General features: G+C 52.0%; 26 protein-coding genes. 24 read left to right on the forward strand and 2 right to left on the reverse strand.

The window, feature by feature from the left end; all coding sequences use genetic code 11:
- The first annotated feature begins 55 nt into the window (after positions 1–55).
- From pstB to KNP79_RS04025, 13 genes are all read left to right on the forward strand, one after another.
- The gene (pstB, locus tag KNP79_RS03965) at positions 56–817 is read left to right on the forward strand and encodes a phosphate ABC transporter ATP-binding protein PstB (RefSeq protein ID WP_052090224.1); all 762 of its coding nucleotides are present in this window, start codon (positions 56–58) and stop codon (positions 815–817) included.
- 15 nt (positions 818–832) lie between these two features.
- Positions 833–1,495, forward strand: coding sequence for a phosphate signaling complex protein PhoU (phoU, locus tag KNP79_RS03970; RefSeq protein WP_034778050.1), 663 nt, complete (start codon positions 833–835; stop codon positions 1,493–1,495).
- A 118-nt stretch (positions 1,496–1,613) separates the two neighbouring features.
- Positions 1,614–2,381, forward strand: a complete 768-nt coding sequence (locus KNP79_RS03975; RefSeq protein WP_215191351.1) for a DUF4912 domain-containing protein — start codon at positions 1,614–1,616, stop codon at positions 2,379–2,381.
- Positions 2,382–2,395: 14 nt separating this feature from the next.
- On the forward strand, positions 2,396–4,597 hold the full coding sequence (locus KNP79_RS03980) for a 1,4-alpha-glucan branching protein domain-containing protein (protein WP_215191353.1): 2,202 nt from the start codon (positions 2,396–2,398) through the stop codon (positions 4,595–4,597).
- 84 nt (positions 4,598–4,681) lie between these two features.
- Positions 4,682–4,846, forward strand: a complete 165-nt coding sequence (gene rpmG / locus KNP79_RS03985) for a 50S ribosomal protein L33 (protein ID WP_255313299.1) — start codon at positions 4,682–4,684, stop codon at positions 4,844–4,846.
- A gap of 54 nt (positions 4,847–4,900) precedes the next feature.
- Positions 4,901–5,455 (forward strand): 5-formyltetrahydrofolate cyclo-ligase, encoded by a 555-nt coding sequence (locus tag KNP79_RS03990; RefSeq protein WP_215191355.1) that lies wholly within the window; start codon positions 4,901–4,903, stop codon positions 5,453–5,455.
- Positions 5,434–6,204: a DUF92 domain-containing protein gene (locus KNP79_RS03995; RefSeq protein WP_215191357.1), complete on the forward strand. Its 771-nt coding sequence runs from the start codon at positions 5,434–5,436 to the stop codon at positions 6,202–6,204. Before KNP79_RS03990 ends, KNP79_RS03995 begins: the two co-directional genes overlap by 22 nt.
- Before the next feature lie 169 nt (positions 6,205–6,373).
- The gene (locus KNP79_RS04000; protein WP_034778040.1) at positions 6,374–7,330 is read left to right on the forward strand and encodes an L-lactate dehydrogenase; all 957 of its coding nucleotides are present in this window, start codon (positions 6,374–6,376) and stop codon (positions 7,328–7,330) included.
- Positions 7,331–7,481: 151 nt separating this feature from the next.
- The gene (locus KNP79_RS04005) at positions 7,482–8,534 is read left to right on the forward strand and encodes a rhomboid family intramembrane serine protease (protein WP_214706171.1); all 1,053 of its coding nucleotides are present in this window, start codon (positions 7,482–7,484) and stop codon (positions 8,532–8,534) included.
- A 15-nt stretch (positions 8,535–8,549) separates the two neighbouring features.
- Positions 8,550–9,572, forward strand: a complete 1,023-nt coding sequence (locus KNP79_RS04010) for a M42 family metallopeptidase (protein WP_214706170.1) — start codon at positions 8,550–8,552, stop codon at positions 9,570–9,572.
- Positions 9,569–9,763, forward strand: coding sequence for a YqgQ family protein (locus KNP79_RS04015; RefSeq protein WP_034778034.1), 195 nt, complete (start codon positions 9,569–9,571; stop codon positions 9,761–9,763). The genes KNP79_RS04010 and KNP79_RS04015 overlap by 4 nt, the downstream gene beginning before the upstream one ends.
- A gap of 93 nt (positions 9,764–9,856) precedes the next feature.
- Entirely contained in the window at positions 9,857–10,819 is a 963-nt protein-coding gene (locus KNP79_RS04020) for an ROK family glucokinase (RefSeq protein WP_215191359.1), read from the forward strand.
- A gap of 242 nt (positions 10,820–11,061) precedes the next feature.
- On the forward strand, positions 11,062–12,978 hold the full coding sequence (locus KNP79_RS04025) for an LTA synthase family protein (RefSeq protein ID WP_214797256.1): 1,917 nt from the start codon (positions 11,062–11,064) through the stop codon (positions 12,976–12,978).
- A gap of 80 nt (positions 12,979–13,058) precedes the next feature.
- Here KNP79_RS04025 and KNP79_RS04030 read toward each other — a convergent pair whose 3' ends face one another.
- The gene (locus KNP79_RS04030) at positions 13,059–13,238 is read right to left on the reverse strand and encodes a DUF2759 domain-containing protein (protein WP_029595254.1); all 180 of its coding nucleotides are present in this window, start codon (positions 13,236–13,238) and stop codon (positions 13,059–13,061) included.
- 158 nt (positions 13,239–13,396) lie between these two features.
- Between KNP79_RS04030 and KNP79_RS04035 the strand changes: the two genes are divergently transcribed.
- Positions 13,397–14,017, forward strand: coding sequence for an MBL fold metallo-hydrolase (locus KNP79_RS04035; protein ID WP_215191362.1), 621 nt, complete (start codon positions 13,397–13,399; stop codon positions 14,015–14,017).
- Positions 14,018–14,055: 38 nt separating this feature from the next.
- Here KNP79_RS04035 and KNP79_RS04040 read toward each other — a convergent pair whose 3' ends face one another.
- Positions 14,056–14,319, reverse strand: a complete 264-nt coding sequence (locus tag KNP79_RS04040; RefSeq protein WP_021067727.1) for a DUF2626 domain-containing protein — start codon at positions 14,317–14,319, stop codon at positions 14,056–14,058.
- Positions 14,320–14,568: 249 nt separating this feature from the next.
- Here KNP79_RS04040 and KNP79_RS04045 point away from each other — a divergent pair, with 249 nt between their 5' ends.
- Genes KNP79_RS04045 through KNP79_RS04090 form a run of 10 tightly spaced genes read left to right on the forward strand, consistent with a single transcriptional unit; the run spans position 14,569 to position 19,274 of the window.
- Positions 14,569–14,955, forward strand: a complete 387-nt coding sequence (locus KNP79_RS04045; RefSeq protein WP_052090134.1) for a Spx/MgsR family RNA polymerase-binding regulatory protein — start codon at positions 14,569–14,571, stop codon at positions 14,953–14,955.
- A gap of 58 nt (positions 14,956–15,013) precedes the next feature.
- A complete protein-coding gene (locus KNP79_RS04050) occupies positions 15,014–15,820 on the forward strand; it encodes an ATPase, T2SS/T4P/T4SS family (protein ID WP_215191363.1) in 807 nt (268 codons plus the stop codon).
- On the forward strand, positions 15,802–16,779 hold the full coding sequence (locus KNP79_RS04055; protein WP_215191365.1) for a type II secretion system F family protein: 978 nt from the start codon (positions 15,802–15,804) through the stop codon (positions 16,777–16,779). Before KNP79_RS04050 ends, KNP79_RS04055 begins: the two co-directional genes overlap by 19 nt.
- Positions 16,780–16,796: 17 nt before the next feature.
- Positions 16,797–17,108 carry a prepilin-type N-terminal cleavage/methylation domain-containing protein gene (locus tag KNP79_RS04060; RefSeq protein ID WP_034778021.1) on the forward strand — a complete coding sequence of 104 codons (312 nt, stop codon included), beginning with the start codon at positions 16,797–16,799 and terminating at the stop codon, positions 17,106–17,108.
- Positions 17,105–17,542 carry a prepilin-type N-terminal cleavage/methylation domain-containing protein gene (locus KNP79_RS04065; protein ID WP_138859259.1) on the forward strand — a complete coding sequence of 146 codons (438 nt, stop codon included), beginning with the start codon at positions 17,105–17,107 and terminating at the stop codon, positions 17,540–17,542. Before KNP79_RS04060 ends, KNP79_RS04065 begins: the two co-directional genes overlap by 4 nt.
- The gene (locus tag KNP79_RS04070; RefSeq protein WP_251132866.1) at positions 17,508–17,765 is read left to right on the forward strand and encodes a hypothetical protein; all 258 of its coding nucleotides are present in this window, start codon (positions 17,508–17,510) and stop codon (positions 17,763–17,765) included. Before KNP79_RS04065 ends, KNP79_RS04070 begins: the two co-directional genes overlap by 35 nt.
- Complete coding sequence (locus KNP79_RS04075; RefSeq protein WP_215191367.1) at positions 17,701–18,183, forward strand: prepilin-type N-terminal cleavage/methylation domain-containing protein; 483 nt, start codon at positions 17,701–17,703, stop codon at positions 18,181–18,183. Before KNP79_RS04070 ends, KNP79_RS04075 begins: the two co-directional genes overlap by 65 nt.
- Positions 18,180–18,461 (forward strand): hypothetical protein, encoded by a 282-nt coding sequence (locus KNP79_RS04080; RefSeq protein ID WP_152567741.1) that lies wholly within the window; start codon positions 18,180–18,182, stop codon positions 18,459–18,461. Before KNP79_RS04075 ends, KNP79_RS04080 begins: the two co-directional genes overlap by 4 nt.
- Positions 18,454–18,939 carry a shikimate kinase gene (locus tag KNP79_RS04085; RefSeq protein WP_251132867.1) on the forward strand — a complete coding sequence of 162 codons (486 nt, stop codon included), beginning with the start codon at positions 18,454–18,456 and terminating at the stop codon, positions 18,937–18,939. The genes KNP79_RS04080 and KNP79_RS04085 overlap by 8 nt, the downstream gene beginning before the upstream one ends.
- The gene (locus KNP79_RS04090) at positions 18,936–19,274 is read left to right on the forward strand and encodes a hypothetical protein (RefSeq protein ID WP_034778008.1); all 339 of its coding nucleotides are present in this window, start codon (positions 18,936–18,938) and stop codon (positions 19,272–19,274) included. Before KNP79_RS04085 ends, KNP79_RS04090 begins: the two co-directional genes overlap by 4 nt.
- Positions 19,275–19,373: the final 99 nt, after the last annotated feature.

Consider the following 19,373-nt stretch of genomic DNA (forward strand, 5'->3'; position numbering starts at 1 on the left):
ACTCAAAGGAGATCATGAAGTGAATACAACGACGACCCAACCGAACGAAACGGTGATGCAGAAAGACAGTGCCTATGTCGTGAACAACTTGAACTTATGGTATGGTGACGATCAGGCGTTGATTGACGTCAATCTCGACATCAAGCAAAACGAAGTGACGGCCATCATCGGTCCGTCGGGTTGCGGGAAGTCGACGTTCATCAAGACGTTGAACCGAATGGTCGAGCTCGTCCCTTCGGTGCGTACGAACGGTGAGATTCTTTATCACGGCCGCAACATCTTTGACCGCGACTATCGGGTCGAAGATCTTCGGACGTCGGTCGGTATGGTATTCCAACAGCCGAACCCGTTCCCGAAATCAGTGTATGATAACGTGGCATACGGGCCGCGCACACACGGGATCAAAAACAAGAAAGTGCTCGATGAAATTGTCGAACGTTCGCTTCGCGGCGCGGCAATCTGGGATGAAGTGAAAGATCGTTTGAACGAGAACGCCTATGGCCTCTCGGGTGGTCAACAACAACGTCTCTGTATCGCGCGTACGCTCGCCATCGAACCGGACGTCATCCTCATGGATGAACCGACGTCAGCGCTTGACCCGATTTCGACGCTTAAAGTCGAAGAGCTCGTCCAAGAGTTGAAAGAGCAGTACTCGATCATCATCGTCACACACAACATGCAACAAGCGGCTCGTGTATCGGATAAGACGGCGTTCTTCTTGAACGGAGAAGTTGTCGAGTTCGATGCGACCGACAAAATCTTCTCGAATCCAACTGATAAACGGACTGAAGATTATATTTCTGGCCGGTTTGGTTAAGAAGGGGAGACAATCATGGCACAAAATCGCACATTCTTTGATATGAAGTTAAACGAATTAGAAGATAAAGTCGTTCGCTTGGCAAACTTGACGATGCGCCAAACGGCGACCGCCATCGAGGTGCTCGAGAAACGTGACCTCGAGCTCGCCCAGACGGTCATCGACAACGATAATGAGCTTGACGACCTCGAGCTCGAAATCAACGACGAGGCCATTCTATTGATCGCGAAACAGCAACCGGTCGCAACCGACCTCCGCCGCTTGATCGTGACGATGAAATCGGCGACGGACCTTGAGCGGATTGCGGACTATGCGACGAACATCGCCAAAGCCGTCGGCCGTATCGAGCACGTCCCGTACGTCCTCGACATCAAACCGCTCAAACAGATGGCCGAGCAGTTGATCGACATGCTCGAGCTCGCGACGCGCGCTTACCGGAAGGGTGAGGTCAGCCGGGTGCGTGAATTGAATGAGATGGATAAAGTCATCGATGATTTGAACTTACAGACAATCAAACAATACATGGGATTCGTTCCGAACATGACGGTTGGGACGAACGACGTGTATGAGTTTTCGAACATCGCCCGTTATTTAGAACGGATGGGTGATCATGTGACCAATTTCGGAGAACATCTCATTTTCCTTGAAAAAGGGAAACATTATGATTTAAATCAGTGATAAGAGTGGTAAAGAACAACAGACCAGTTGTTCTTTACTTTTTTTTGTGCAGGAATTCACGGATAAGGAGCGAATAGTAGAACACATGGATTTTTTTTAGGAAGGGAGCCACATATATATGGAAGAGAAAATCGTTTCCTTGAAACAACAAGGACTGACGTTAAAACAGATTGCAGAACAATTAGATATGCCAATCGGGAAAGTCCAATACGCTTGGCGTAAATGGCGTTCCCAACATGGGGAGCCGGCGAAGCCGGTAGCCGCACCAAAACGAAAGACTGAAGGGAAGAAAGCAATGACATCTAAATCGAAGCAAGTACCCGCCTCGTCTGTGAAGCAGGTCGCTTCGACACTGCAACACGAGGAGCCTGCCCAATCACCGCTTCTTGACAAAGGTCCAGAAGGGTTCTGGAAGCTCCCAGACCGCTACGATCAAGATTTGATGCATGCGGTCGTCCAATCACCGAACGCCGTTTACGTCTTCTGGGAAGTGTCGGACAGCATCAAAGAGACGCTCTCGATGCAATTTATGCGTCCATGGGAAGACTTGCCGAAAGCGTTCCGCATCCTTGACATCACATTGCTTGATTACGCGAGCGGGCATGCGAACCGGGCGTATACGTTCGAATTGCCGGAGATGACGAACAGTTGGTTCGTCCGTCCGCTCGACCCGAATACGACATACGTATTTGAGTTTGGGATTCGGACGATGGAAGGGGAGTTCCTGCCGTTGCTCGCATCCTCACCGATTGATACGCCACGGGCAGAGCCGGCCGGGCACGGTCGTTTCGCCGAACCGGTGCGACGCTGGCAATACGGGGAAGTCGAGGCTCCTGAACTACTCGACACGTTACCAAAATATTCCGCATATCGATTCGTGCGCTGAGGAGGATTTTTTAGATGAAACCAGGTTATTTTTCACTCGTCCTTCATGCCCACCTTCCGTACGTAAGACATGAAGAGAAACACCGCCTAGAAGAGAGATGGGTGTATGAAGCCATCTCCGAGACATATATCCCGATTCTTTGGCAAGTCGACCGTCTGCAAAAACCGCTCCATTGGACGGTCAGCATCTCACCGCCCGTCGTCGAGATGCTCGCCGACCCGCTCGTCCAGGACCGTTACGTGGAACATTTGGATGAGATGCTCGAATTGATTGAGATCGAGCTCGCCGAAGGACGGAGCGAACAGGAAGTTGAGACGCTCCATTTTTATCGCGGGCGCTACAACGATTTGAAAACAACGTTCCTGCATTGGGAAAAGAACTTGAACCATGCGTTCCGTACATATCGTGAGCAAGGGTTCATCGATATGGTCACGTGTACGGCGACGCACGGCTTCAACCCACACTTGTTCACTGAGCAGGCGGCTCGCGCTGAAATCCGGACGGGACTGAACTGTTTCGAACGTCATTACGGGTTCCGTCCGACCGGCATTTGGTTACCGGAATGCGCCTACACACCAGGTGTCGACCGTATCCTTTATGAAGAAGGGATTCGCTATACGTTCGTCGATGAGCACGCCTTGCTCGAAGCTGATCCGACGCCGGAGAAAGGCATTGGCGCTCCGGTCTACTCGCCACATGGCGTCGCCTTGTTCCCGCGTGACCAAATCATCTCCGGAAAAATCTGGAGCTCGATGATCGGGTATCCGGGCCATCCGGACTATCGCGAGTTTTATCGTGACCTCGCCTACGATCGCGACTGGGAGTATATTGAAAAGTTCATGCATCCGGAAGGAATTCGCTTCGATACGGGCTTGAAGATGCACCGCATCACGGGCGACTCGGATGAGAAAGACTATTATGTCCGCGCCTGGGCCGAACATCAAATCGACAACCACGCCCTCGATTTCGCACAGACGCTCGAAGGGCATCTCGAGGCCCACGGTGGACAGATGTTCCCGCCGTTCCTCGTGACGGCACCGTTCGATGCTGAGCTGTTCGGACACTGGTGGTTTGAAGGACCCGAGTTCCTCGGGAAAGTCGCCGAACGGCTCGAAGAGTTTGGCATCGAGACAATCACGCCAGCCTTGTTCCTCGAGCGTCACTTCCAAGACCTCGAGACGGTCCACGTATCGATGAACACGTGGGGACGTAAAGGGTACGGCGACGTCTGGATCAACGAACGCAACGAATGGATGCTACGTCACTTACACATGATGGAGACGCAACTCGTCAAAGACGTGGCCGACTATCGTCACAAGTCGCCACTCGTCGACCGGACACTGATCCAACTCATTCGCCATTACGTACTCGCTGTGTCGAGTGACTGGGCGTTTATCCTCGACGGGCAGACTACGGCCCAATATGCGGCAGAACGGTTCCGCGAGCATACGCGATTGTTCGCCGAGCTCGAGACGGCACTTTATCAAGACAAGCTATCAGACGAGTTGCTCGCTGAACATTATCGCGCGTATCCGTTCCTTGACGATGTGGACATCGACATCGACACGTTCTTGTCGCCACACGACTATTATGTGACTACGGAGCGTGGCCAAGAGGACGAGGCAATCCTCGTCTTGACGCCTGAATATACAGGCAACGTCGTCGGGGACCTCGGTCGTCGCGTCATCGACGAGGTCGAGGCACGAGCAGCGGACGGGGAGACAGTGTACGTCTTGACACCGTTCAAAGAAGGGTTGCCGGAATATGAACGCCACAACCGTGTTCACGTGTACCGCGTTCGCCTGACGAGCCCGTTCTTGGAGCATGTGATGAACCAAGTTGCGGCTCAAAACGTGGCCTACGTCAAACTTGCACATGAGCTTGTCTCGAAAGTCACCTTCAAAGCGATCCATCAATTCGATTGGATGACGATTACAGCGGCACGTTCACTTGCGAAAGCACTACACGTTCCGTTATACTCAACTATGTTGTCATTTGAAACGACTCGCAATCCGCATGGACACGGCGGACTGTTCGACGCAATCCATCGAATCGAGAGCAGCATCCTCGCTGAAGCCGATACGGTCTTTATTTGCGAACAACTGTCGACCGAGGAAGTCGGAATGCGCTATCCGATTGGCGATAACGTAAAAACCTGCCTGCCGCTCGATGCTTCGCCATACGGGCAGAAACGTTTGAAAAAGAACACGAAATAACCTTGCTTTTTCAAATAAAACTTGGTAGGATAATTGAGTATGCTTAGACTGTAAAGCAAAAGCACTTGATACAACATCAGTAAGATGGGAGTGAAAGAAATGCGCGTTAAAATCACACTAGCTTGCACAGAAACAGGCGATCGCACGTACATCACGAAGAAAAACAAACGTAACAACCCAGAGCGCCTCGAATTGCGCAAATACAACCCACGTCTCCGTCGTCACACGCTTTACCGCGAAGTGAAATAATGAGACTGGCCGTCACTCATGTGGCGGCCTTTTTTTGAACAAGGGGGAATTGAAGTGATTGAAAAGAAACTACTCCGGCAAAACGTACATCGTCAAATCCGTGAACTCGACGACCGACCGGACCGGGACCGCGTCATCATACATACATTGACCGAACTGAAAGCGTGGCGAGAGGCAGACACGGTGGCCGTCACGCTCGCCCTCGATTTAGAGATTGATACGTTGCCACTCATTCGCTTAGCTTGGCAGGCAGGAAAATCGGTGTTCGTGCCGAAAGTTACAAAACAGGGACTTACGTTCCATGAAATTCATTCGTTCGAAGACCTTGAGCCGGGCGTCATGGGTATTTTAGAGCCGACGACGGCCGCGACGACGCGGACGATTGACGTCTGTATCGTCCCGGGACGTGTCTTTGACCGGTCCGGGTATCGGATTGGCTGGGGTGGGGGGTATTACGACCGTTTTATAGCGACGTATGAAGGTGTCACCATCTCGTTGGCCTATGACGTCCAACTGCTCGATGACATCCCGGTCGAGCCACACGACATTCCTGTCGAATTTATCGTGACGGAAAGGGAAACGGTTCTATGCTCGCCATCTTTCTCGTAACTTGTCTGGTAGCCTTCGCCGGCTATCGTCTGCGCTCACTGACCCGTTCTGGGGCTGTCTTGACGGTCGTGACGGGTACGGTCATTGGGTACGGATTTGGTTGGTTCGGGCTCTATTTGCTCGGTGTCTTCTTTTCGACGTCATCGCTCGCCTCGAAATACCGTTCCCGCGACAAAGAGCCTGTCGATGAAATCGTTGAAAAATCGGGACCTCGTGACTTCGCTCAAGTGCTCGCCAACGGTGGTATCGGGATGGCGACGGCGCTCGGCATGTTGCTTACACCGAACGATGCCTGGTTATTCGCGTACATCGCTTCGATTGCGGCGGCGACGAGCGACACATGGGGCTCCGAGTTCGGGGTGCTCGCCAAACAAAAACCGCGCTCCATTTTGACGTTCCGCGAAGTGGAACCGGGAACGAGTGGCGGGGTGTCTCCGTTCGGGACGTTCATGTCGGTCGCGGGGGCAACGGTCATTATCGTCGCTTCGTTGCCATTTATCGATATCAGCTTACGGTTCGCCGGCTTGTTGATTGTTCTCGGGTTGACCGGAAGCGTTGTCGACACTCTCCTTGGGGCGACGGTTCAACGCAAGTTTCGTTGTCGTGTATGCGGTAAGCTGACCGAGAAGAAAGTCCATCATCACGAGCCGACGACTTACGTTTCAGGCTGGCGCTTTCTCGGCAATGACGCCGTCAACTTTTTGGCGATCGCCTCGGCGGCGGCGATTAGTTTCCTCTTGCTGCGATGAGGGTAGTACAGGCAGTGAAGATGTTTCAAATGAATGTGAATATTGTCACAATATTGCCAAACTGAAAACGGTTTCCCTTGTAGTGAGTATTTGTGAATGATGTTACAATCTTTATGTAACAGACAAAACAAAAACATGAAACAGATTGTTCGAAGGGTGGAGAATCAATATGGAAACATTAAATCATGCTAAAGTAACACGCGTCGCGCTCGTCGGGGCCGGAGCGGTCGGTGCCAGCTTTGCTTACCAATTGACGACAGCTAGTCTCTGTGAGGAACTTGTGATCATCGATATCAACAAATCGAAAGCTGAAGGGGAAGCAATGGACTTGAATCACGGTGTCTCGTTCGCCTCTTCACCGATGCGCGTCTGGGCAGGAGACTACACAGACTGTGGTGCAGCAGATATCGTCGTCATCACTGCCGGCGCACCGCAAAAACCAGGTGAAACACGTCTCGACCTCGTCGAAAAGAACGCCAAAATCATGAAGTCGATGATTGGGGACATCATGGCATCTGGTTTTGATGGCATCATCATCATCGCCTCAAACCCGGTCGACATCATGACCCACTTGGCTTGGAAATATTCAGGATTACCGAAGCATCGGGTGTTCGGTTCAGGAACGGTACTCGATACGTCACGTCTTCGCTACATGCTCGGTGATTACTTCAACGTCGATCCACGTAACTGCCACGCTTACATTATGGGCGAGCATGGTGACACAGAGTTCGCGGCATGGAGCAACGCCCGTATTTACGGAAAATCGGTCGAACAGTTGCTTGAAGAGAATGACGAGTACACATGGGAAGACCTCGAAGATATCTACGTCAACGTTCGTGACGCAGCCTACCATATCATCGAACGTAAAGGGGCGACGTACTACGCCATCGGTCTTGGTCTCCTTCGTCTTGTCAAAGCCGTGCTTCGCAACGAGAACACGTTATTGACGGTCGGCGCGCACTTGGACGGTGAGTACGGTTTGAACGACATCCACATCGGGGTACCAGCGATCATCAACCGTCAAGGTGTCCGTCAAGTCGTGGAAATCGAGTTATCAGAAGAAGAAAAACAAAAGATGCATCATTCGGCAGAAGTGCTCTTGAAAACGATGCAACCTGTCTTATAAAACCGAGCAATCCTTCGCTCATCACCGTAGCCGGCTAACGCCGCTACGGTTTTTTTGTCATCCGCTCTTCTCGACACGTTGCATAGAGGCTCTCTTTTGTCGCCAGCTATAATTTCCTTTAAAATAAAAGTATAGAAGGAGGTGACCATCGATGTCAGAGCCAGCTTGTTTTTGGGAAGACGTATATCGTGCCGTCGAAGCAGGAGGACGCATCGAGGGCGTCTTAGAGCCGTCGCGGGCACTTTTATTGTTCGACACGAAAGCGGGGGACGTCTATCACCTCTACATACGGACGGACAAAGCCTGGGCGAACCATGTCGGCATGGACGTCGAGGCGGTCATGAACTCGTTTCGATTGGCCCGCATCGGTCGTGAGAAGTTACACGTCCACATTTACGGCGATCCGCTTGTCGATGAGGAGCGCCTATCGTCCCTCACGTTCCCGATTGCGGCGAAAGTGAAGCTCGGCATGAGACCGTGTGGGCAAACAGAAGAGTCGTACCGACCACGGGCTGTCGCGCTCGATCAACAACGGAAGAACGAACTAAAGCAACGGTTCTCCTTCGGGAAACCACAATTCGTCTATGGACTCATGTTCGTGACGTTTCTTGTCATGTGGTTCGCCGAATCGATCGGGTCGACGCTCGACCCGAATACGCTCATCCGCTTCGGGGCGAAAGTGAATCCACTCATCGACGAAGGGGAATGGTGGCGCCTGGTCACACCGATGTTTCTCCATATCGGCTGGTTCCATTTCGCAATCAATATGTTCGCGCTTTGGTCGCTCGGTCCGCTCGTTGAACGGATGTACGGTTCGTCACGCTTCGTCACCATTTATTTGTTAGCCGGCGTCATCGCCACAGTCGCCTCTTACGCGTTCAGTGAAGCCATATCGGCCGGGGCCTCGGGGGCGCTGTTCGGGCTCGTCGGGGCACTCCTCTATTTTGGCCTCCGAGACCGTTCCTTATTTATGAAGACGCTCGGTCCGCCGCTGTTTATTATGTTAGGATTAAACGTAGGACTCGCTTTCGTCCTTGGCGCTAGTTTGGACCATTCCGCACATGCGGGGGGGCTGGTCGGGGGCTTTCTGATGGCGGGAGTGGTCGGCTTGCCGGATGAGCATACGAAGAAGCGCCGCCTGTTGTTTGCGGTGATCGTACTCGTGGCATCTGGAGCGTTATTCTGGTTCGGCTATAATCGATGACAAAGGAGTAAGGATATGATTAATACGTTGAAGCAACTGGTTGAAATTCCGAGTCCGTCCGGCATGACGGATGAGGCGATCGGCTTCGTGGAGCAAGAACTCACGAATCTCGGCGTCGCCACGAAACGCTTGAATAAAGGAGCGCTCCTGGCGACGTTTGACGGGAAATCGAATCGGGCGCGCCTGTTGACGGCTCACGTCGACACGCTCGGGGCGATGGTGAAAGAGATTTTGCCGAGTGGCCGTCTACGGTTGACACAAGTCGGCGGCTACGCCTGGACCGCCATTGAAGGGGAGAACTGTTTGGTCCATGCGGAGGCGGGTGAACCTGTCGAAGGAACGATTCTTATCCATCAATCAAGCGTCCATGTGTATAAAGACACGAACAGTGCCGAACGGACGGCATCAAATATCGAGGTACGACTGGACGCTGACGTTCATTCGGCTGAAGACGTGCGTGCCCTAGGCATCGAGGTCGGGGACTTTGTCTCGTTCGATCCACGCTTTCGCCAGACGAACGCGGGCTATATCAAATCTCGACACCTCGACGATAAGGCGTCCGTCGCCATTTTGCTCGACTTGGCAAAAGACCTCGTCGGCGCCGACTTGCCACATCCGGTCCATTACTTGATCTCCAACTATGAGGAGGTCGGGTTCGGGGGCAACGCCGGGATCCCGGAAGCGGTGACCGAATATATCGCCGTCGATATGGGAGCGCTCGGGGACGGCCAGCACTCGGACGAATATACGGTTTCAATCTGCGCAAAAGATTCATCAGGTCCGTACGATCTTGGATTACGCCGTCAGTTCACCGCGTTGTGCCGGGAACACGGTATCGCCCATAAAGTCGATATTTATCCGTATTATGGATCCGATGCCTCGGCAGCAATCAGTGCCGGCTACGATGTACGCCATGCACTCCTCGGACCAGGCATTGAGTCGAGCCATAGCTATGAGCGGACGCATACAAAATCGCTCGAAGCGACACGGGAACTGCTCTATCGTTATGTGCTCACGACGATGGGAGACGGACGATGAGAAATTTTTATGATGTCCAACAATTCTTGAAATCATTCGGGACGATCATTTATATCGGCGAACGCGATGCCGAGATTGGCCTCATGATGATGGAACTCGACGAGTTGCATGCCGGCGGGATGATTGAACAACGAGAGTATGACACGGCTAAGATCATTTTGACGCATGAATTGAAAAATTCAATAGATTGACAGAAAAACCCCTAGTGCAAAGGTTTGCACTAGGGGTTTAATAGTGTAAACTATGGGATGAAAGCGATTTAATCGAGATGAGGAGTGGAACAGATGAAGTGGTTATTAGGAATCGACATTGGTGGGACGACGGTGAAAATGGCCGTCTTAGATATGAACGGGATCATTTCTGACAAATGGGAGATCACGACGGACATTCGAGAAAACGGGGTACATATTCCGACTGATATCGCTGCTTCATTCGAGGCTTATCTAGAAAAATCGGGCAAAGCGAAAGAGGAGTTCGCCGGTGCGGGAATCGGGGCACCTGGATTCATCAACTTCTCCGAGGGTGTCGTCGAATACTCGCCGAACATCGGTTGGAAAAACTTTGCGCTCGTCAGCGAGTTTGAGAAAGCCGTGGGATTGCCGGCCGTCCTAGAGAACGACGCGAACGCCGCCGCACTCGGTGAGATGTGGAAAGGTGCCGGTGAAGGCGCGTCAGAACTCCTTGCCATTACACTCGGCACGGGCGTCGGTGGCGGTGTCATCACGAATGGGAACATCGTCCACGGGGCTGCAGGGATGGCTGGGGAGATTGGTCACATCACTGTTGAACGTGACGAGTCGAAAGGCGTGATGTGCGGTTGCGGACGCAAAGGTTGCATCGAGACGATCGCTTCGGCGACAGGTGTCGCCCGCTTGGCACTCCAAAAACGAAAAAATCGGACGACGTCGTTGAACGAGTTGAAAGAAGTGACGGCACGTGACGTGTTTGAAGCGTTCAAGGCGAACGATCCCGTCGCCACAGAAGTCGTCGAAGAGATGACCGAATATCTCGGCCTAACGATTTCAAATATCGCCAACACGTTGAATCCAAAGATGATCGTCATCGGTGGAGGGGTCTCGAAAGCGCGTGAAGCGCTCCTTGAACCGCTCGATGAGCAGTTCAAACGGTTCGCGCTTGAACGCGTCTACGCCTCGACCACGTTCAAAATTGCAGAACTCGAGAACGACGCCGGTGTCATCGGGTGTGCTTGGCTCGCCCGCAAACATTTCTTGCCAACCCGTGTCTAATAATTGTCCATGCACGCCTGCGTCTTGACGCAGGCGTGTTTTTCATATGGAACGGGTATGGGATAATGTAAAATTTGCAATGACAGAGTTGATTTTTTGTTAAAAAAGGGGTAAGATTTGGACTTGATACAGGACTGTTATCGTACGTGAAATGGATAACAAGCCAATTGAACTTATAAAAAAATAGGGGGAGCGAGTTCGTTTGATCTCGTCGCCCGTTGAACAGAGGAGGAGGCCGTCAGATGAAGTCATCTCAGAGCTTTTCGAAGCTTACTATGCGACTGAATGATACGGTCCGCGCTTCGTTTCAAGAATATCGGTTATTTTGGATTTTCACGCTATTACTTTGGACGAAGACGTACGTAGTTTACCAATTTTTCTTCAACATCCCGATTGAAAACACCGCCCAGGCATTCATCTTGCTGATCAGCCCGATCAGCTCCACACTATTCTTATTCGCCTTTAGTTTCTTCTTTAAAGGAAATAAGCAGAAGTGGGTATTGTACATGCTCTATGCCGCGGCGTCATTCATCTTGTTCGCTGACGCCGTCTATTACCGCGAGTTCACCGACTACTTGACGATGCCGGTCATCTTGCAACCTTCGAACATGGAGACGTTGTCGACCTCGTTCACCTCATTGTTGGAATGGAAGGACTTGATCATCCTTGGGGATGTGCTCGCCTTACCGTTCATCTTACGGCGCATCAATGCGAAGGCGACGGCGGCCTCTCATCGGAGAGCGCTCGTGACGTTCGCAACAGCGGTCGTCGTTTTCTTGTTCAACTTATCGCTCGCCGAAACGGAACGCCCTGAACTATTGACACGTTCGTTCGACCGGGAGCTGTTGGTCAAAAATATTGGGACGTTCAACTTCCACGTCTATGACGCGATGCTTCAAACGAAGACATCGGCCCAGAAAGCGATGGCCGATGGATCGGAACTGGCGAAAGTTGAGCAATATACCCGTCAACATTACGCGGCACCGAACCCGGACTACTTCGGGAAATATAAAGGCAAAAATGTGATCGTCGTCTCGTTCGAGTCGGCCCAAAACTTCACACACAACATGAAGGCCTCGAACGGCGAATACATCACGCCGAACTTGAACAAATTGATCGAAGAGTCACACTACTGGCCGAACTATTACCATACGGTCGGACAAGGGAAGACGTCAGACGCCGAGTTCGCACTCGATAACTCGCTCTACGGCCTCCCGCGCGGTGCCGTCTACTTCACGAACGCCGACAACGAGTATCAGGCGCTTCCTGAATTGATCAAGGAAGACAACTACTACTCGGCCGTGTTCCACGCCAACAACAAGTCGTTCTGGAACCGGGACTTGATGTATAAAAATATCGGCGTCGATCAATTCTTCGACGAGAAAAGTTATGACCTCGGGAACCCCGAGGATATGACGGAGTGGGGACTTCTCGACGACAGTTTCTTCGAACAGTCGATCCCGATGCTCGAAGAGTTGCCGGAGCCGTTCTACGCGAAGTTCATCACGCTCACGAACCACTTCCCGTACACGATGCCGAGCGAAGACTATGAGCTCGTCCCGAAATTCGAGACGAACTCGACGACGCTCAACAACTTCCCGCAGGCGCTCGCGTATCAGGATTACGCACTCGGGTTGTTCATCGATGAGTTGAAGGCGAACGGTATGTGGGATGACACGATCTTCGTCGTCTACGGTGACCATTACGGCATCTCGACGAACCATAACGACGCGATGGCCGACCTGCTCGGGAAAGACGAGTTGACGCCATACGACGTCGCCAAGCTTCAAGCGGTCCCGTTCGCGGTCCACTTACCGGGACAAGCCAAGGGCGAAGTACATGACACGATCGGCAGTCATGTCGACATGAAACCGACGATCCTTCACTTGCTCGGAATCGACACGTCGGACACGGTCGGATTCGGTAGCGACTTGTTATCGGAAGACCGGACGAGCCGCGCCATCTTCCGTGACGGCACCGTTATCACTGAGGAGTATGTCTGGACGCAATCGACATGCTATGACGCCTCGAGTGGTGAAGTCGTTGAGGACGTTTCACTTTGTGGACCGGATAGTGAAGAAGCAGAGAAGATTCTCCAAATGAATGATGACTTGATTTATTCGGATCTGCTTCGTTTCAAAGAACAGACCGAACAGTAACAAACAGCGCCGTCCCGGCTAAGCCGGGATGGCGCTGTTTGTTATACAAAAAAAGACGACCGAGGTCGTCTTCATGCTCATTAGCCTGGAATTCCACCGTAAATCAATGTCGCGACGCCGAAGAATCCAAATACGAGTACAGTGACTGCGGCGAAAGCCAGTGGAAAGAATTGGCGTTTCTTAAACGAACGGGCCATTCCCCAGATTGCAACGAGTGCAACGATGAGCGAGATCCATCCAAATGGTTCATACAAATGCATGACGAGTTCCCCCTTTATTATACGTCATGAAATTCATAAAAATTTCACTGAAATATCATTATTATTTTATCCGATAATGTACACGCTGTCGAGCAAAGAAAGCCTCCGCTACAATTTTGCCACAATATCGATTAGAATGGGATGTGGAGGTGTTCTGAATGAATATTGTAAAAATCACATCGGGCTTGGCCCAAGAGAACGGATACGTGCTCGAGAAAGACGGGACGGTCCTCATCGTCGACCCAGGTACGGACGATCCGAAATTCTTTGAGGTGGTCGAACGCTTCGGTGGCTTGAACGCCATCTTGTTGACACACGCCCATTTTGATCATATTGGTGGCATCGATGCCCTGCGTGATCGTTACGCCGTACCGGTGTACGTCCATGAAGCGGAACGGACGTGGTTGATGGACGACGAGAAGAACGGGGCGGCGAAGTTCCATCTGCCGAGCGCATCGATGCGTCCGGCCGAACGGGTCTATCAAGGTAAAACGCTCGAAATCGGTGCCTTCACGATTGAGTTGCACCACACGCCTGGTCATTCGCCGGGAAGCGTCACGCTCCACATCCCGACTGAACGCATCGCCTTCTGTGGGGATTTGATTTTCAAACAGTCGGTCGGACGGACTGATTTATACGGTGGCGACCAGGACACTTTGCTCGGATCGATCGATCGGATGCGACAGCTGTTACCAGGCGAGACCGTGCTCTATTCTGGACATGGGCCGAAGACGACGCTCGAGGCCGAAATTCGGACGAATCCATTTTTCGAGCGATGAATCAAAAAAAGATTGTCTCACGAGGAGACAATCTTTTTTTACATTTGGAAGTTACTCCAATACGTGAAGACGACGAAGAAGACAGTCAAATACGCGCCGAACACGTATACATACGTTTTTTCAGTGAGTTTCAAGTAGCCTAGTGCGACGAAGAAAATAGTTTGAGCTAAAAAGACAAGACCCATTACGACGAAGTCACCACTATGTTCGCTACTGCTTTGATCTCCACCGAGTGCGCCTACGAAAGCAAGCGCCGCGATCAACCCAGTCCAAAAGCCTAGGACACGGAACATTCTCGCCATGTTAATCCCCCCATACGTGCATTATTCCATTCTCATTCACTATTTTACCAACACATTCAGAAAAATGCTATGGAAACGTGTGAATTGAGCAAAATAATCGTGAAAAATATGTGAAATAATTAGGTTGTACAAACTTGTACAAAAAAATAAAAAAACTTGTACAAAATATGTACAAAACGGGTATAAGGTTGTATAATCGATTTACACACATCGAACGAATTGGTTCTCAACTTCAAAGGAGGTATTAAAATGGCAAATGAATTGATGTTCTATACGTATCCGAGCTGTACCTCATGCCGTAAGACGAAAGCGTTTTTACAAGAGCAACACCTCGAGGTGAGCGAGCGCCATATCTTCCGGAACGCCCCGACGGTAGATGAGTTGATGACGCTGTTAGCACTCAGTGAAAACGGTGTCGACTCGCTTCTCGCGACGAGAAGTCAGGCGTTCAAACAACTCGACATCGACGTCGAAGATTTGAAGCTAAGTGAATTGCTCAAATTGATGAGCGACAACCCGAAACTATTGAAACGTCCAATCTTGACGGATGGCAACGAAGTAATTGTCGGCTATGACAAAGCGACAATCGAGGCGTATGCCCGCCGTTTCGAATCAACAACTGCAAACGTATCCTGACACAAGTCCACTTTCCAAGGAGTGGGCTTTTTTTTATGCTCTTATTGAGGTGGTGGAGATGAAACGAGTGATCGAGCGTGTCGTGGGAGCGGCGCGAAATTTGAATGCGAGCGATGTCCATTTTATGCCATACGGAGACGAGGTGATGATTCAAGTTCGCCACGGGACGCTCTTGCATCGACTGGAGTCGATGACACGGTTTGACTACGAACGGTTGACGTTACATATGAAATATTGGTGCTCGCTAACGGAAACGGATCATCGCGTGCCTCAGTCTGGTATGTACGTCGGGACGGAGGACGCGATCCGGGTCACGTTTTTACCTTCGTTCGACCATACGCTTATGTCGTGGCGACTCCCGAACGCCTCGTTTCAGTTGTCCGAGTTGCTAGACGATGAGGATGTGAACCGCTTTTTGAAGTTGGCTATGCTCCGGCAAGGATTGTTATTGATTGGCGGCGCGACGGGGGCAGGTAAGACGACGGTCCTCTACGCATTTTTGCAAAGTTTGGGCGGCCGCCGAGTCGTGACGATCGAGAACCCTCCGGAGAGGCAGGTGCCGGGAGTGATTCAACTCGAGGTCAACCCGAAAGCGGGACTTGACCATCGCAGTCTATTGAAAGAGACACTTCGGGCCGACCCAGACGTCATCGTCATCGGAGAGATCCGGACGAGCGAGGAGTTGCGGGTGGCACACGACGCGGCGCTCAGTGGACATTTGACGATCGCGACGTTCCACACGGCGAGTGTCGAGGACGGCGAACATCGGCTCGAACAGCTCGTCGGCAAGATGGAGGTCGCCCGTCATTGGTGCATCCTGCACCGCGAAGAGGAGGTGAGCTGTTCATGGTCCGAGACCAGATGAGTAAAGACTTGTTCACGATCCGTCGCTTTCTCAGGCTGCAGGCCCGTGGTGTCGGATTGAAAAAGACGTTCGAAACACTTGAGCTTCATGAACGAGGGAGAGCAAAACAAGTGATTCGGGACATGCGGCTTCAACTCGAGCAAGGTCGGCCGCTCGCCGAAGTGTTCTCGGGACTCGTCACCGACCCAAGAATGCGTGAGATGCTCGTCACGGCGGAGCGCGGCCATCACTTTTTAGAAGGGCTCGAGCAAGTGCTCGTCTTGTCGACGATGCGCCGAAACCTGCAACAAGAGCTCAAGCAGCTAGCGCGGTATCCGCTCGTGATTTTGACGATGCTGCTCGGACTCGGGGCGATTTATGCGCTCTATATTTTCCCGAAATTGCTGTCGATGGTGGACGTCGAGGCGCTAGATGGGGTAAACGCAATTCTGTTGTCCCGTTGGTTTTTCCCGGGTCTATTCATCGGCTTGCTCGTGACCGGGGCGGCCCTCTACTGGAACGGGAGACGCGGTCGGCTCTTGCCGCTACGTGTCGTCGAACGGGGCAGGCGGCTGTACGTCACGTATTTGTTCGTCAGTGAGCTCTCGCTCTTAAGTGAAGGGCAAGGTTCGGTCCGTCATATCATCGAGCGTTTGTCTCGGGGTGACGGGGAAGTCGCGGCCATCGCGAGACGGATCCATGAGCGTATGTCGGACGGTCTTGAACTCGAAGAGGCGGCCCGGCAAGAACGGTTGCTCGAGCATGAGGTCGTCAGTCTCTTCGGCGTCGGTACGGTGAGTGGTGAGCTGGGATCGATCATGACGTTGCATCGTGATCTCGTGTTTGAAGAGATGGAATTGTATTGGAAACAACTGATCACCAAGGCCGAGCCGGTATTATACGGATTTTTGACGATGATGGTGACAATGATTTTTTACACGATTTATTTGCCGGTCAAATTGATCATGGCCCAACTATAACAAGGAGGAACAACAACATGACACGATTCAAATCAGAACAAGGGTTCACGCTCGTCGAAATGGCTGCCGTCTTACTCATCATCTCGGTCTTACTGTTACTGCTCGTTCCCTCGATGTCAGACGGGAAATCCCGGGCAGATAGTGTCAGTTGTGAGGGGAGTGTGCGCATTGTCGAGTCGGAAATCAACTTGTATTATGCGGAACACAAATCCTATCCGGAGACGTTGGCGGTCATCGAACGGGCCTCGACGGAGAGTCCGCTCGAGTATAGTTGTCAATCGATGGTCTACACGTACGCCCCGACGACCGGTACGTTGACAAAACAATGAGGCAAGACGGATATACGTTCGTCGAGATGGCATCCGTCCTCGTCATCTTGTCGCTCTTGCTGTTGATGACGACCCCGGTCGTCCGTTCGATGGATCGATTGGCCTTGTTTGATTTCACCGAGGCGCTTGTGAGCGATATCAACGAGGTTGGCCAATATCCATACGTTGCCGCCGATGAATCATGTGTGCCGCGTCTACGGTGGTACATAAAAGAACGGCGCTATCAAATCGCCTGTGGGATGACGCCGATCGCATCGCGTGTTGTACCCGATGGGGTCGAGATGAGCCTCCCGGCCACAAGTGAGATCGTCTTCTCACGTACAGCGGCGACGTATGCAGGGCAGTGGAAATTTTATACGGGACCGACGATGGTGACGTTGAAGTTTAGAATGGGGACGTATGAGCCGGAGGTGCTTCGCGTTGAAGGGCGATGAGCAAGGTATCACGTTTTGGGAAATCTGCCTTAGCCTGGCGCTCCTCCTGGCGTGGATCGGGGTCGTGGCACCTTTTGTCGAGGGCGCGACGGAACGGGTCGACCGTCTCGAAACGACCGTTCGGCGTTATGAGCGGCTTCAAGGGGAGGTGTTGCACGATGCGGTCGAACCGAGCGGACGCACAGAAATCTGTGATGGTGACCTATGTCTCCCGACGCTTTGAGCGGGGGTTCACGTTACTTGAAGTGAGCTTCACGTTGCTCTTGATTCCGCTGTTCATTGGACTCACGGTTCACTTGTTGGCACTCGGCCAGGCGTTTTATGAGCAACCACGTGACATGGTGCCGACGACGCCCCAACTGATCGTGCGAAAACTTTTCGATAGCCGGGATTGCGTTGTCGAATCGGGACGTCTTGTCGGCACATACGTGCGCCCGGACGACACAACGTGGTCGTGGACGCTCAAACAGATCAATCGTAATTTGGTCATGGTCGGAGACGAGGGAGGGAATTTACTATTTTTAAGAGGAATCGAGACGTATCAGGTCGAACCGGTAGGAGAGGGTTTTCGCATCCGGTGGACCGACGCGACCGGCCCCCGCGAGAAGAGCGTGATGTGCATGCGCGCGGATACTTTGTGATGTCGACGTTAATCGTGTTGACGTGGTTACTCGGCGGAGCGATGTTTTGGTATACTGATATGGAACGAACGACCGACCGACTGGCGCTCGATATTTTGGCGATCCGCTTCGAATCACACGTCATGGTCGCCAAACGGTCCTGTGGTCCGTCCGCCGTCACGGTGACAAAACCGACCGGGACGATTAACTGTCGACCGCTCGGCAGCGGGACGGTCGAGGTCGAGATTCGCCTTGAGACCGGAGAACGACATAAAGAGGTGATTTATTTCGATGACTAAACCGTTTTACATCATCGGGTTTATGGGTACAGGTAAATCAAGCTTAAAACGATATCTTGAAAAATCGAATCACGTCGTCGATTTGGATGAACTGTTCGAAATGGACGTCCGAATGGACCTCCCCGCATATTTTGACTGTTACGGGGAGGAAGCGTTTCGCCTGCAAGAAAGTGAGATTTTGCGACAGGCGAGTGCTGCCTATATCGTGACAGGCGGCGGAATCGTCGAACGAGACGAAAATCTCGATTGGATGCGCGAAAACGGTGTCGTCATCGCACTTGATCTACCGTATGAGATGTGTTGGGACCGAATCAAAGACTCGGACCGGCCTCTCGTGCGCCACGGCAAGGCGGCAGTCGAAGCGTTGTACGAACGTCGGCGGCCGCTCTACGCGCGTGCCGATCACGTGCTTGACGCCTCGCTCAGCACAGAAGCAATCGCGCATACCTTATATCGGTTGAAGGAGGAAGATACATGATTTGGATCAATCTCGGCATCATTGTGCTCGCACTAGTCGGGCTCGGTTTGTATGGGTTCTTATTGTACCGTAACAAGATGAAGACGGACGTGCGGCGGGTCACCCGTTTGACGGAACGTTTCCAGATTCGCGCAAACGTCATCCAAGGTCTCGTCAATGAAATCAAGCAACACGTCGATACGGTCAACGCCTCTGTGAAGCAGATGAAGGCCTATTCCGTTAACGTGAAAGACGAGACGATGGAGCTTAAGCAAGCGACGATCGGACTGACAAAAGAAATTAAACGGACAGCTGGAATCGAACGCCCAGACGTTTCCACTGAGACCAAAATATGAAATAATGAGGATGAAAACGTTTTCGTTTTCCATCCTCTTTATTTTTGCCCATTTTAGCTAGGCATAGCCATGAAAAATTGATAAAGTGGAATAGAAAAC

Source organism: Exiguobacterium sp. s7, assembly GCF_018618195.1.
Lineage (GTDB): Bacteria > Bacillota > Bacilli > Exiguobacteriales > Exiguobacteriaceae > Exiguobacterium > Exiguobacterium mexicanum_A.